Genomic DNA, 13,012 nt, shown 5'->3' on the forward strand with positions numbered 1-13,012 from the left:
TGTTCCCTTCCGTCGACCGCCGACCGGGTTAGCTGACGGGTTCGGGGCGGAAGCGGCCCCTACCGCTGACGCGGATTCACCCCACGTACCTGGGTCCCCGGCTCGCCGGCTGGCGATTGGGCGGCGGCACCGCAGGCGCCGCTTCGCGCCTTCATCGGTGACCGGCAGCGAGGTTACCCGAGAGTCGACCGGGTGAGCTACGCCTGGATGCCGACCAAAAGCGTCATTTCGCCATAGCGTTGCGTGACCAGTGACGTGGTTCTCAGGGTGGATGCCCGATCTGGTCACGCTGAGGAGTGTCACCATGCCGTATCCGTGCTCCTGTTCGACTCCGGCCACCGATCGGTGACCTCGGATGGGGGTGCGGTCCGCGTCCGGATCGGCTCGTCGGAGCCACCCGTACGCGGTGAGCTGAGGGCGGCCAGGGCCTCCGCGCGGTCCGGCTGGGGCCGGGACGTGGCAGCGTCGGCGGACGGTGTCGCACCGGCGCGTCCGGCGGCGGTGACCACCGCGGCCAGCCCGGTGGTCAGCGGCACCGCGGCGATCAGACCGAGGGTGGCGACCGCGCTGCGGACGATCTCCTGGGCGAGGAACTCACTGGTGAGGATCTGCCCGATCGGCCGGGCGTCGGCGGTGAGCAGGAGCAGCAGGGGGAGCGACGCGCCCGCGTACGCCAGGACGATGGTGTTGACGGTGGAGGCGATGTGCGCGCGGCCGACCCGGGTGGCCGCACGGTACAGCTGCAACCGGGTCAGCCCGGGGTTGGCGTTCGCCAGCTCGGTGACGGTGGCCGCCTGGGTGACCGTCACGTCGTCGAGCACCCCGAGGGATCCGATGATGATGCCGGCGAGCAGCAGACCGTGCAGGTCCACGTCGCCCTGGAACATCGACAGGGTGGTCGCCTCCTCGCTGCCGAAGCCGGTGAGGTGGGTCGCGGCCGTGGCGATGGTGGCGAGCACGCCGGTCAGCACCAGGCTGCCCAGGGTGCCGAGCACCGCGACCGAGGTCTGTGCGCTGACCCCGTGCGTCAGATAGAGGACCACGAACATGATCAGCGCCGCGCCGACCACCGCCACCAGCAACGGCGACCGGCCGGCGCCGATGCCCGGCAGCACGAAGGTGAGCAGGATGGCGAAGCTGGCGGCCAGCCCGGCCAGCGCGGCCAGTCCCCGCCACCTGCCGAACGCGACGATCGCGGCCGCGAAGACCACCGCCAGCCACATCATCTCGGTGCCGCGTTGGTGCTCCGCGATGTTCCAGTTGCTGACGCTCGGATCGGTCGGATCGGTCAGCTCGACCAGGATGACCTCGTCGCCCACCTCGACCCGAGGTGCGCCGGGTCCGTCGGGCACCGGCGTCCGTACCTGCTGGCCGGCGGTCGGCCCGTCGTCCACCCGGACGTCGACCGTGCCGCACCGCCCGCCACCGACCCTCGGTGTGCCCTCGGGGACCGACGGCGCCGGTGGGCACGGTTCGGTCACCACCCGGGTCACCGTGCCGGGATAGCGCGGAACGTCCGCGCCGCCGTCGGTCTGCGGTGCACCGTCGCGCGGCCAGAGCAGCACCGCCGCGAGCACGGTGGCGACGAAGAGAGGCACCACCGTCACGACGAGGATCCGTCGCACCCGCGGTGGGGCGGACGGAGCGGTGTGAGTGTGGTCGGCGGCCAAGGTGAGACTCCCAACGGTCCGGTGCGAGGTACGGATCAACGGGCCGGGCGGTTCACCGTCGCGGTGGATATGCGGCGGATGGCGGCGCGGATCGCTGCCCGCCGACCGGTTGATCACGTACGGTCAGTGCCCGGCCCGATCTGCGGCAGGCGCCGCCACGTCGTGGCGGCGCCGGTGCCCGACTGTGCAGCGGCATGCGGAGGGCCATCGTGGGAGATGCTAGCCAGCCCGCCCGGGGGTTGCAGGTCGTGACGGAGTGTTGAGTGGCCGAACCGCCCGCGTGGCGGTCTCCGGGCCGGCATGTTGGAGCCATGCAGGCGCCCGACTCCGACCACCCCCCGCCCGCCGGGCCAATGCCACCCGACAGGCATGACAAGCACGCCGGGCATGACAAGCACGCCGGGCATGACACGCACGCCGGGCATGACAAGCACGCCGGGCACGACCCGGCGATGTTCCGCCGTCGGTTCTGGGTCTGCCTGGTGCTGACCGTTCCGGTGGTGCTGACGAGCCACCTCGTGTCGGATCGGCTGGGTCTGGGCGGGGACCTCCCCGGCCGAACCTGGGTGGGCCCGGTACTCGGCTCGGTGGTGTTCTGGTGGGGTGGTTGGCCGTTCCTGGTCGGTGCGGTCCGGGAGGTGCGGGACCGGGCGCCCGGAATGATGCTGCTGGTCGCGATGGCGATCACCGTCGCGTACACGGCGTCGCTGGCCACCAGTGTGGGCGCCTTCGACCTGGACTTCTGGTGGGAGTTGGCCGCGCTGGTCACCATCATGCTGCTCGGACACTGGCAGGAGATGAAGGCCATCGGGCAGGCCCGGGGGGCGCTGGCGGCGTTGGCCGCGCTGCTGCCCGACGAGGCCGAACGGGTGGCGGCGGACGGGCGGGTCGAGGCGGTGCCGCTGACCGACCTGCGGCTCGGCGACGTGGTGCTGGTCCGGCCGGGTGGTCGGGTGCCGGCGGACGGGCGGGTCCTCGACGGGGGCGCCGAGCTGGACGAATCGATGATCACCGGCGAGTCGCGACCGGTCGCCCGGTCGACCGGCGATCGGGTGGTGGCCGGTACCGTCGCCACCGACTCGGCGATCCGGGTGCGGGTCGAGGCGGTGGGTGAGCAGACCGCCCTGGCCGGCATCCAGCGGATGGTCGCGCAGGCCCAGGGTTCCGGTGGGCGGGCCCAACTGCTGGCCGACCGGTTCGCCGCCGCGCTGTTCTACCTGGCCACCGGCACCGCCGTGCTGACCGTGCTGGTCTGGACCGCGCTCGGTCAGCCGGATGAGGCGGTGGTCCGTGCGGTCACCGTCCTGGTGATCGCCTGCCCGCACGCGCTGGGCCTCGCCATTCCGCTGGTCGTCGCGCTCTCCACCGCCCTCGCCGCGCGGTCCGGGATCCTGGTGAAGGACCGGTCGGCGTTGGAGCGGATGCGGACCGTCGGCGCGGTGCTCTTCGACAAGACCGGCACGCTGACCCGGGGCGAGCACGGGCTGACCGACCTGGTGACGGCGCCTGGCGTCGGCCGGGACGAGGTGCTGCGGATCGCGGCGGGCGTCGAGTCGGACAGCGAACATCCGCTGGCTCGGGCCATCGTGGCGGCGGCCGGGCCCGCCGGTCCGGCCGGGGCCGCCGGGTTCCGGTCGCTGCCGGGCCGCGGCGTGCGGGCGACCATCGACGGTACGGAGTACGCGGTGGGCGGGCCGGCGTTGCTGCGCGAACTGGGCCTCTCGCCTCCGTCGGAGGTGCAGGCGGCGACCGGGCGATGGTCGGCGCGGGGTGCCGCGGTGCTGTATCTGGTGCGGCTGCCGGAGGCCGTGCTCGGTGCGTTCGCGTTGACCGACGAGGTGCGTCCGGAGGCTCGGCGCGCCGTCGACGAGTTGCGTGCCGAGGGCGTCCGGACGATAGCCATGATCACCGGTGACGCGCGGCCGGTGGCCGAGGCGGTGGCCGCCGAGCTCGGCTTCCGACCCGGGGTGGACGAGGTCTTCGCCGAGGTGCTGCCGGCGGAGAAGGACGATCGGGTGGCCGACCTCCAGCGGCGAGGGCTGGTCGTGGCGATGGTCGGCGACGGGGTGAACGACGCGCCGGCGCTGGCGCGCGCGGACGTGGGCATCGCGATCGGCGCGGGCACCGACGTGGCGATCGAGTCCGCCGGGGTGGTGCTGGCGTCCTCGGATCCACGCGGGGTGGCGGCCGTGGTCCGACTGTCCCGGGCGTCGTACCGCAAGATGCGGCAGAACCTGGCCTGGGCGGCGGGCTACAACGTGGTGGCGCTGCCGCTGGCCGCCGGGGTGCTGGCCTGGGCTGGTGTGGCGTTGAGCCCGGCGGTGGCCGCGGTGCTGATGTCGGCGTCCACCATCGTGGTGGCGCTCAACGCGCAGTTGCTGCGCCGGGTCCGTCTCGACCCGACGCGGGACTGAGGCCGTCAGCCCCGCTTCATGAGCCGGCCGACCGCCGCCATCATCTCGGTGGCCATCTCGTCGGCCCGACCCTCGGCGGCCCCCTCGTGCATGCAGTGCCGGGCGTGCCCGTCGAGCAGCCCCAGCGCCACCTTGTCCAAAGCGGCCTGGATCGCGGAGATCTGGGTGAGCACGTCGATGCAGTAGCGGTCGTCGTCGACCATCTTCTCGATGCCGCGGACCTGCCCCTCGACGCGGCGAAGCCGCGCGAGCAGCTGGTCCTTGCTGGCGGTGTATCCGCGGATCGGGGTGGGTGCGGTCATGCCGACCAGGATAGCGTACCCCCAGGGGGTATGGTACGGTCCTATCCGGTCGGGATACCCCCACCGGGTACCGGTACCGAGAAGGAGACGTTCCGATGGTCAACACGACGTACCAGGTGCAGGGCATGACCTGTGGGCACTGCGTCAGCGCGGTGAGCGCCGAGGTCGGCGCCATCGAGGGCGTGCGCGACGTCCAGGTCGACCTCGCCGCCGGCCGGGTCACCGTCAGCAGCGACCAGCCGCTGGACACCGCGGTTGTCCGGGCCGCCGTCGACGAGGCCGGTTACGACCTCGTCGACGCGTGATCGGAGGGCCGACATGCGCACGGTGACGAGACTGGCCGGCTTCGCCGTCGGCCTGACGGCGGTCTTCGGCGCGGCCTACGGGGTCGGCCGGGTCGTCGACCCCGCCCCGGCCGCCGAGAGCCGGCACGACGAGGTCGCCGCCCCGGCGGCTGACGAGCGGGGCGCGACGGCCGACCGGATCCCCGGCGGCCTGCTCGTCTCCGAGCGCGGCTACACCCTCGAACCGGTCGACGCCCCGGCCGGCGAGTTCGCCTTCCGGATCGCCGGCCCGGACGGCCGCCCGGTGACCCGGTACGACGTGGCGCACGACAAGACGATGCACCTGATCGTCGCCCGACGGGACCTCTCCGGCTTCCGTCACGTGCACCCCGACCTGGCCCCGGACGGCACCTGGCGGGTCGACACCCCACTGACCGGTCCCGGGCAGTGGCGGGCGTTCGCCGACTTCATCCCGACCGGGGGTGAGCCGCTGACCCTCGGCGTGGACGTGAGCGTCCCCGGCGAGCTGACCGAACGGCCGTTGCCGGCCCCGGCGACCAGCGCCACCGTCGACGGCTACACGGTCACGCTGACCGGGGTGCCGCAGCCCGGCCGTACGTCACCGCTGACCCTGACGGTGAGCCGGGACGGGCAGCCGGTCACCGACCTGGAGCCCTACCTGGGCGCGTACGGGCACCTGGTGGCGCTGCGCCGGGGCGATCTGGCGTACCTGCACGTGCACCCGGACGGGACGCCCGGCGATGGGCGCACCCGGCCCGGTCCGGCCGTCACCTTCCTCGCCGACGTGCCCTCGGCCGGCAGTTACCGGCTCTACCTCGACTTCCGACACGGCGGGCGCGTGCACACCGCCGAGTTCACCGTTGTCGCCGGCGACGCCACGGCCGGCAGCGGACCCACCCCGAGCGGACCCGCGCCGACCGGAGGCGCCGACCACGGCACCCCCGGGCACGGGCACAACTGACGGGACCAGACGATGACCACCACCAGCAGACCACTGCCCGAGGCGCCGAACCGGATCGAACTGGCGATCGGCGGGATGACCTGCGCCGCGTGCGCCTCCCGGATCGAGAAGAAGCTCAACCGGATGGACGGGGTGAGCGCCACCGTCAACTACGCCACCGAGAAGGCGACCGTCCGGTACGCCGACGGCGTCACCCCGGACGATCTGATCGAGACCGTCCAGAAGACCGGCTACTCGGCCGCCCTGCCGGCCCCGCCCAGCGCGGAACCTCCGGTGGACCCGTTGCGGGCTCCGCGTACCCGGCTCTGGGTCTCGGTGGCCCTGAGCCTGCCGGTGGTCCTGCTGGCCATGGTTCCCGCCTGGCAGTTCGACTACTGGCAGTGGCTCTCGCTGACCCTCGCCGCGCCGGTGGTGGTCTGGGGCGGGCTGCCGTTCCACCGGGCCGCGTGGACCAATCTGCGGCACGGCGCGGCCACCATGGACACGCTGGTGTCGCTCGGCACCCTGGCCGCGTTCGGCTGGTCGCTCTGGGCGCTCTTCCTCGGTGACGCGGGGATGCCCGGGATGACGCACCCGTTCCGCTTCGACATCACCCGCACGGACGGTGCCGGCAACATCTACCTGGAGGCCGCCGCCGGGGTCACCGTGTTCATCCTGGCCGGTCGCTACTTCGAGGCCCGGTCCAAGCGCACTGCCGGTGCCGCCCTGCGCGCCCTGCTCGACCTCGGCGCCAAGGACGTGGCGGTGCTGCGCGACGGCGTGGAGACCCTGATCCCGGTGGACCGGCTCGCCGTCGGTGACCGGTTCGTGGTCCGCCCCGGCGAGAAGATCGCCACCGACGGGGTGGTCGACGAGGGCACCTCCGCGGTCGACGCAAGCATGCTCACCGGTGAGTCGGTGCCGGTCGAGGTCGCCCCGGGCGACGGCGTGGTCGGCGCCACCATCAACGCGGGTGGACGGCTGATCGTCACCGCCACCCGGGTCGGCGCGGACACCCAGCTCGCCCGGATGGCCGACCTGGTCGAGCAGGCGCAGAGCGGCAAGGCGGCAGTGCAGCGGCTGGCGGACCGGATCTCCGGGGTCTTCGTGCCGATCGTCATCACGCTCGCCGTCGGCACGCTCGGCTGGTGGTTCGGCACCGGGGCCGGTCCGACCGCCGCGTTCACCGCCGCCGTGGCGGTGCTGATCATCGCCTGTCCGTGCGCCCTCGGTCTGGCGACACCGACCGCGTTGCTGGTCGGCACCGGTCGGGGTGCCCAGCTCGGCGTGCTCATCAAGGGGCCGGAGGTGCTGGAGTCGACCCGCCGGGTGGACACCGTGGTGCTCGACAAGACCGGCACTGTGACGACCGGCCGGATGACCCTGGTGGACGTGGTGCCGGCGAGCGGTGTGGACCGGGCCGACCTGCTTCGACTCGCCGGAGCGGTGGAGGCGGCCTCGGAACACCCGATCGCCCGTGCGATCGCCGCCGGCGCCGCCGAGGCCGGTGCGCTGCCTCCGGTGACCGCCTTCCGCAATCTGGAGGGGTCGGGCGTGACCGGCACGGTCGACGGTCGGGTGGTGCTGCTCGGCCGGGCTCGGCTGCTGCGCGAGCGCGACTTCGACGTACCGTCGGAGGTCGACTGGGCCGTCCGCGACGCGGAGGCCGGCGCCCGGACGGCGATCGTCGCCGGTTGGGACGGGCGGGCGCGCGGCGTGCTCGCGGTCGCCGACGTGGTCCGGCCGACCAGTCGGGCGGCGGTGGCCCGGTTGCGCGGGCTGGGGCTCACCCCGGTCCTGTTGACCGGCGACAACACCACAGTGGCTCGCGCGGTCGCCGCCGAGGTGGGCATCGACGAGGTGATCGCCGAGGTGCTGCCGGCCGGGAAGGTCGACGTGATCAAGCGGCTCCAGGCCGAGGGGCGGTCGGTGGCGATGGTCGGTGACGGGGTCAACGACGCCCCGGCGCTGGCCCAGGCCGACCTGGGGTTGGCCATGGGCACCGGCACCGACGTGGCGATCGAGGCGTCCGACCTCACCCTCGTCCGGGGTGACCTGGGTGCCGCGGTGGACGCCATCCGGTTGTCCCGACGCACGCTCGGCATCATCCGGGGCAACCTGTTCTGGGCGTTCGGCTACAACGTGGCGGCCCTGCCGTTGGCCGCCGCCGGGTTGCTCAACCCGATGATCGCCGGCGCCACGATGGCGCTGTCCTCGGTCTTCGTGGTGGCCAACAGTCTGCGGCTGCGTCGCTTTCGTCCGGCCGCTGACGATCTGTGACGGTGGTAATGGTTGGACCGGCGACGGCGGGGGTACCTCTGTGGTCGTAGCGACGCTTGCAATGGAGGTTGGCAATGGGTATCGACGACAAGATCAACAACGCCACCGAGGACGCGACCGGCAAGCTGAAGGAAGGCGCCGGTCGGGCCACCGACAACGAGCAGCTCGAGGCGGAGGGTCGCGCTGACCAGTCCACCGCCAAGCTCAAGCAGGCGGGCGAGAAGATCAAGGACGCCTTCAAGAGCTGACGTACGACGTAACCCGCACGCCGGGCCGGTGATCATCACCGGCCCGGCGTGCTGCGTGTCCGGCCATTCTCGCTAACCCTGAAATCCCCCTGATTCGGCTTACGCCCGTATCGCAGCCCGGGAGGACCTGCTAACTTTCCTTGGCATGTGCAAGGGCTGGTTATGAGCGGCGCTCCGCCGCCGACCGGCGACGACCTGGTCCGGGTGCTGGCCACCCTGGCCAACCCGCACCGGCTGCGGGTCGTCGCCGCGTTGGCCCGCGAGCGTGCGTACGTCAGCGGGCTGGCCCGGCAACTGGGCATCAGCCGGGCGCTGTTGCAGGTCCACCTACGGAAGCTGGCGGCGGCCGGGCTGGTCACCGCCCGCCTGGAGTTGTCGGAGGACGGGAAGGCCATGAACTACTACGAGGTGGAGCCGTTCGTGCTCACACTCACCCCCGCGGTCATCGCGGCGGCGGTCGAGACGCTTACCGTGCCCGACTCGGGCGAGCAGCCAGGAGCCCAGCGATGAGCGAGCACGACTGGACCGAGGTGGTCGGCGCGATCGGCATCTTCGCCTTCCTGATCAGCGTGGTCACGGTGACCGTCGTCCAGATCGCCAAGACCCGGCGGGCCCGGTACGAGGCGGCCCGCGCGGACGACTACCGCCGGCTTGCCGAGACGGCCGCTCAGGCCCAGGCGGAGAACACCCGACTGCTCGCGGCGATGGACGGTCGGCTGGGCGGGATGGAGACCCGGATGAGCACACTCGAACGCGTCCTGCGCGAGGTCGACTGACCCGGCGGACGAGGAGGGCCCCGGGCCGTCGAGCGGCTACTCGACGGCCCGGGTGGAAGCAACGTCACCTCGCCCGGTGGGCGAGTTTCACCGGCAACGCTCCTTCGAGGAGAGGACAGCACCTCATGCTGCGCGTACGCAAATCCGCCGTTGGCTGGGCGGTCGCCCTGGCCCTCACGGCCGCCGGCCTGACCCCGGCGAGCCCTGCCGCCGCCCGACCCGTCATCGACTGGCAGCCCTGCGCCGAGGACACCCCCGCAGCGGAGCCGCCCGTCGAGGGCGCTCCGGCCCAGTGCGGCACCCTGTCGCTGCCGGTCGACTGGAACCGACCACGGGGTGAGCACTTCGAGTTGGCGGTGGCCCGCCGGGTCGCTACCGACCCGACCGCCCGACAGGGGTCACTGGTCTTCGGTCCGGGCGGGCCGGGCGACAGCGGGGTCGACCGGGTGGTGAACGGCAGCACCCGGTTCAGTGCCGACCTGCGCCGCCGGTTCGACATCGTCAGCTTCGACCCACGCGGCACCGGCGGCAGCCACCCGGTGATCTGCGCCCGGCAGGTGCTCGCCCGGCAACCGCAGCTGATCGCCGACCAGGCCCAGTTCGATGCCGTCCTGGCCGACAACGCGCTGCTGCGCGCCGACTGCCGGGCCCGCACCGGGGCGCTCTACGACCACGTCGACACCACGAGCGCCGCCCGCGACCTGGACGCGGTCCGCGCCGCCCTCGGCGAACGGCAGCTGACCTTCCACGGCAGCTCGTACGGCACCCTGCTCGGGCAGCGGTACGCCGAGCTGTACCCCGACCGGGTCCGGGTCATGGTGCTGGAGGCCGCGATGGACCACAGCCTCGACACCCGCGCCTTCCTGGACACCCAGGCCGTCACCGCGGAGGGTGCGTTCGACGAGTTCCTGGCCTGGTGCGCACGCTCCGCCGACTGCGTCCTGCACGGTCGCGACGTCCGGGCCAGCTGGGCTGGGCTACAGGCCCGGGCCGAGCGTGGCACGCTGACCGACCCGGACCGGGCCGGGGCGGCGCTCGCCCCGTTCGAGTTGAGCCGCAGCGCCCACAAGCAGCTCTACGACACGCCGCGGTGGCCCGGGCTGGCCGAGTGGATCGTCCGGCTGGAGGGCGCCGGCAGCACGCCGGGCGTCCGTCCGCTGGCCGACGAGGCCGTGGCTCCGTACCCCTTCGCGGTCTTCTGCCAGGACTGGAGCCTGCCGGTCCGCGACTACCGGGAGTACGCCGGGCATCTGCGCCGGGCCGCCCAGCTCGCGCCGGACCTGCGCTACCCACCGGCGCTGTTCGCCCTGGTCACCTGCCTGGGCACTCCGACGCCGGTGGCCAACCCGCAGCACCGGTTACGGGTGCACACCGACGTGCCGCTGCTGGTGGCTGCCACCGTGCACGACCCGGCGAGCGGCTACGGCTGGGCGCGCGACGTGGCGCGTCAGCTGGGCCGGCACGGCGTGCTGCTCACCTACCGTGGTTGGGGACACGGCAGCTACACCACCAGCCCCTGCGTGGAAGGGGCCGTCGACTCCTACCTGATCGATCAGGTGGTGCCGGCCCGGGGCGCCAGCTGCCCGGCCATCGAACCCGAGGTGTGACCGCCGTTGCCGGCCGTCGGGTGGCCAGTCCGCCCGGCGGCCGGCAGCGGTGCGCTCAGCGGCGTCGGGTGGCGCGTACGACCACGTCGTGCAGCGGTGCCTCCCGGCCCGGCACCGTGCGGCGGTGCTCCTCGGCCGTCCTGATCTCCCAGCTGACGCTCTCCAGGCCGGCGGTGATGTCCGCGAGGGTGACCGATGCCTCCTCGGGCGGGTGGTGCCCGTGCTCCTGCCCGTGCCCGTGCCCCTGCTCGGTGGCTGCCGGGGTGTGCAGATGCCCGACGATCAGCAGGGTCCCGCCGGGCGCCACCCACCCGGCGATGCGGTCGTAGAAGGCCAACTGTGGCATCGCGGGATGCGCGTAGTGCGTCGTGACCAGGTCGAACGGACTTTCCGGGGCCCACTCCGTCAGGTCCGCCTCCACCCACCGCACGCGCTCGGACACCCCACTGTCCGCCGCGCGCCGCGCGGCGCGGGCGAGGGCGACAGGTGCGATGTCGACGGCGGTGACCTGCCAGCCGTGGGAGGCGAGCCAGATCGCCTCGGCACCGGCGCCGCACCCGGCGTCCAGCGCCGAGCCCGGGGCCAGGTCAACGGTTTCGCGGGCGAGGTAGGGGTGCGCGGGACTCGTGCTCATCGCGCCGGGGCGATCGTGCTGCGCCTGGTGCCAGTGCCGCTCCCAGTAGTCCCTGTCGAACTCGTGCTGCTCGGTCATCGGTGGCTGCTCCTTCGCGCGTCGGCGACGACTGTGACCGGTGACCGAGCGATGCGCAAAGATTCTTGCCAAAATGGCAATGCTGCGCCGTTCACTGGTGTCCGGCCAGCCGGGCGGCCCGGACCTCCAGGTACCGCTGCTCGGGCCGACTCGTGGTGCCACGCGCCGCCGCCAGGTACGCCTCCCGGGCTGCGGCCACCTCCCCGGCCAGCTCGAGCAGATGCGCCCGGACGGCGGCGAGCCGGTGGTGCCCGGCCGTGCGTTCGTCGAAGTCCAACGGCGTGAGCAGCGCGAGCCCGGCCCGGGGCCCGTCCACCATGGCCACCGCCACCGACTGGTTCAGGGTGACCATCGGATTCGGCGCGATCCGGGCCAGCAGTCGGTAGAGCGCCACGATCTGCGGCCAGTCCGTCTCCGCCGCCGTCGACGCCTCGGCGTGCACGGCGGCGATCGCCGCCTGCAACTGGTACGGGCCGGGCGGCGACCAGGTCAACGCCTCGGTGATCAGCGCGATCCCCTCCGCGATGGCGGCGGCGTCCCACCGCGAGCGATCCTGTTCGGCCAGCGGCACCAACTCCCCGTCCGGCCCCACCCGGGCCGCCCGGTGCGCGTCGGTCAGCAGCATCAGCGCCAGCAGACCGGTCACCTCGCCGTCGTCGGGCAGCAACCCGCGCAGGACGCGAGCCAGCCGGATCGCCTCGCCGGTCAGCTCGACCCGGTGCAGGTCCGCGCCACTGGACGCGGTGTATCCCTCGTTGAAGATCAGGTAGAGCACCCGCAGCACCGTTCGCAGCCGCTCCTCCCGCTCCGCCGGGCCGGGCATGGTGAACCGTGCCCCGGCGGCCTCGATCCGCTGCTTCGCCCGGCGGATCCGCTGACTCATCGTCGCCTCCGGCAGCAGGTGCGCCCGGGCGATCTGGGCGGTGCTCAGACCGCCGACCGCGCGCAGGGTCAGCGCCACCTGCGCCGAGCCGGTCAACGCCGGGTGACAGCAGAGGAACAGCAACGTGAGGGTGTCGTCGGCGGCCGGGACCGCCGGCTCCGCGTCCGCCGCAGGCGCCACCCGGGCGTACGCCGGCTCGCGCAGCGCCACCGCCACCTCGCGGTCGCGGCGGGCGCTCTCGCTGCGCCACTCGTCGGTGAGCCGGCGGGTGGCCACAGTGAGCAACCAGGCGCGCGGATTGTCCGGTACGCCCTGCGCCGGCCACTGTGTCGCGGCGGCGAGCAACGCCTCCTGGACCGCGTCCTCGCACCTGTCGAACTGACCGTGCCGGCGGACCAGCAGGCCGAGGACCTGCGGCGCGTAGCTGCGCAGCAGATCCTCGACCGTCCGGTCGTCGGTCACATCTCCGTCCCGGCCTCGTCCATGATCGGCCGGACCTCCATCGCGCCGCCGTACCGGACGTCCGGCCAGCGGGCGGCGATCTCGGCGGCCCGCTGCGGGCTGTCGCAGTCGACGGCCAGGTAACCGGCGAACTGCTCCTTGCTCTCCATGAACGGCCCGTCGACGACCTCCGGGTGGCCGCCGGCCAGCCGGACCGTCCGCGTCTGCGACGGATTGGCCAACGCCTGGCCGCCGATCAGCTCGCCGGTCTCGGTCAGCTCCTTCATGATCTCGTCGACCTCGCCGAAGAGGGCGGTGCGGTCCTGCTCGCTCAGCTCCTCGGTGAAGCCGGGTCGGTTCCAGATCAGCAGCATGTACTTCACGGCGATGCTCCTCAGGCTCTGGTCGCACCCCGTTCGGGCGCGGCTCACCGG

General features: G+C 73.0%; 13 protein-coding genes and 1 riboswitch. Of the genes, 8 read left to right on the top strand and 5 right to left on the bottom strand.

Annotation, left to right across the window (positions count from 1 at the left end):
* Positions 1-2: 2 nt before the first annotated feature.
* A riboswitch (cyclic di-AMP (ydaO/yuaA leader) is annotated at positions 3-133 on the bottom strand.
* A 166-nt stretch (positions 134-299) separates the two neighbouring features.
* Positions 300-1,670, bottom strand: a complete 1,371-nt coding sequence (locus AB0J33_RS03405; protein WP_363609353.1) for a YibE/F family protein — start codon at positions 1,668-1,670, stop codon at positions 300-302.
* A 452-nt stretch (positions 1,671-2,122) separates the two neighbouring features.
* Here AB0J33_RS03405 and AB0J33_RS03410 point away from each other — a divergent pair, with 452 nt between their 5' ends.
* Positions 2,123-4,084, top strand: coding sequence for a copper-translocating P-type ATPase (locus tag AB0J33_RS03410; protein ID WP_363610210.1), 1,962 nt, complete (start codon positions 2,123-2,125; stop codon positions 4,082-4,084).
* 5 nt (positions 4,085-4,089) lie between these two features.
* Here AB0J33_RS03410 and AB0J33_RS03415 read toward each other — a convergent pair whose 3' ends face one another.
* Positions 4,090-4,386 carry a metal-sensitive transcriptional regulator gene (locus AB0J33_RS03415; protein WP_030329541.1) on the bottom strand — a complete coding sequence of 99 codons (297 nt, stop codon included), beginning with the start codon at positions 4,384-4,386 and terminating at the stop codon, positions 4,090-4,092.
* 95 nt (positions 4,387-4,481) lie between these two features.
* Between AB0J33_RS03415 and AB0J33_RS03420 the strand changes: the two genes are divergently transcribed.
* From AB0J33_RS03420 to AB0J33_RS03450, 7 genes are all read left to right on the top strand, one after another.
* A complete protein-coding gene (locus AB0J33_RS03420; protein ID WP_363609356.1) occupies positions 4,482-4,691 on the top strand; it encodes a copper ion binding protein in 210 nt (69 codons plus the stop codon).
* A gap of 13 nt (positions 4,692-4,704) precedes the next feature.
* Positions 4,705-5,652 carry a hypothetical protein gene (locus AB0J33_RS03425; RefSeq protein ID WP_363609358.1) on the top strand — a complete coding sequence of 316 codons (948 nt, stop codon included), beginning with the start codon at positions 4,705-4,707 and terminating at the stop codon, positions 5,650-5,652.
* A 12-nt stretch (positions 5,653-5,664) separates the two neighbouring features.
* Positions 5,665-7,911 (top strand): heavy metal translocating P-type ATPase, encoded by a 2,247-nt coding sequence (locus AB0J33_RS03430; RefSeq protein ID WP_363609360.1) that lies wholly within the window; start codon positions 5,665-5,667, stop codon positions 7,909-7,911.
* A gap of 74 nt (positions 7,912-7,985) precedes the next feature.
* Complete coding sequence (locus tag AB0J33_RS03435) at positions 7,986-8,159, top strand: CsbD family protein (RefSeq protein ID WP_036390803.1); 174 nt, start codon at positions 7,986-7,988, stop codon at positions 8,157-8,159.
* Positions 8,160-8,321: 162 nt separating this feature from the next.
* The gene (locus AB0J33_RS03440) at positions 8,322-8,669 is read left to right on the top strand and encodes a helix-turn-helix domain-containing protein (RefSeq protein WP_363609362.1); all 348 of its coding nucleotides are present in this window, start codon (positions 8,322-8,324) and stop codon (positions 8,667-8,669) included.
* Positions 8,666-8,935 carry a hypothetical protein gene (locus tag AB0J33_RS03445; protein WP_363609364.1) on the top strand — a complete coding sequence of 90 codons (270 nt, stop codon included), beginning with the start codon at positions 8,666-8,668 and terminating at the stop codon, positions 8,933-8,935. Before AB0J33_RS03440 ends, AB0J33_RS03445 begins: the two co-directional genes overlap by 4 nt.
* Positions 8,936-9,060: 125 nt before the next feature.
* Positions 9,061-10,542: an alpha/beta hydrolase gene (locus AB0J33_RS03450; protein WP_363609366.1), complete on the top strand. Its 1,482-nt coding sequence runs from the start codon at positions 9,061-9,063 to the stop codon at positions 10,540-10,542.
* A 55-nt stretch (positions 10,543-10,597) separates the two neighbouring features.
* Here the strand turns inward: AB0J33_RS03450 and AB0J33_RS03455 are convergent, their stop codons facing one another.
* The 3 genes from AB0J33_RS03455 to AB0J33_RS03465 all read right to left on the bottom strand — a co-directional run bounded on the left by AB0J33_RS03455 (position 10,598) and on the right by AB0J33_RS03465 (position 12,952).
* A complete protein-coding gene (locus tag AB0J33_RS03455; RefSeq protein ID WP_363609368.1) occupies positions 10,598-11,254 on the bottom strand; it encodes a class I SAM-dependent methyltransferase in 657 nt (218 codons plus the stop codon).
* Between the two features lie 91 nt (positions 11,255-11,345).
* Positions 11,346-12,599, bottom strand: a complete 1,254-nt coding sequence (locus AB0J33_RS03460; RefSeq protein ID WP_363609370.1) for a DUF6596 domain-containing protein — start codon at positions 12,597-12,599, stop codon at positions 11,346-11,348.
* Positions 12,596-12,952 (bottom strand): YciI family protein, encoded by a 357-nt coding sequence (locus AB0J33_RS03465; protein WP_363610212.1) that lies wholly within the window; start codon positions 12,950-12,952, stop codon positions 12,596-12,598. The genes AB0J33_RS03460 and AB0J33_RS03465 overlap by 4 nt, the downstream gene beginning before the upstream one ends.
* Positions 12,953-13,012 lie beyond the last annotated feature (60 nt).

The organism is Micromonospora sp. NPDC049645 (assembly GCF_040675155.1).
GTDB lineage: Bacteria > Actinomycetota > Actinomycetes > Mycobacteriales > Micromonosporaceae > Micromonospora.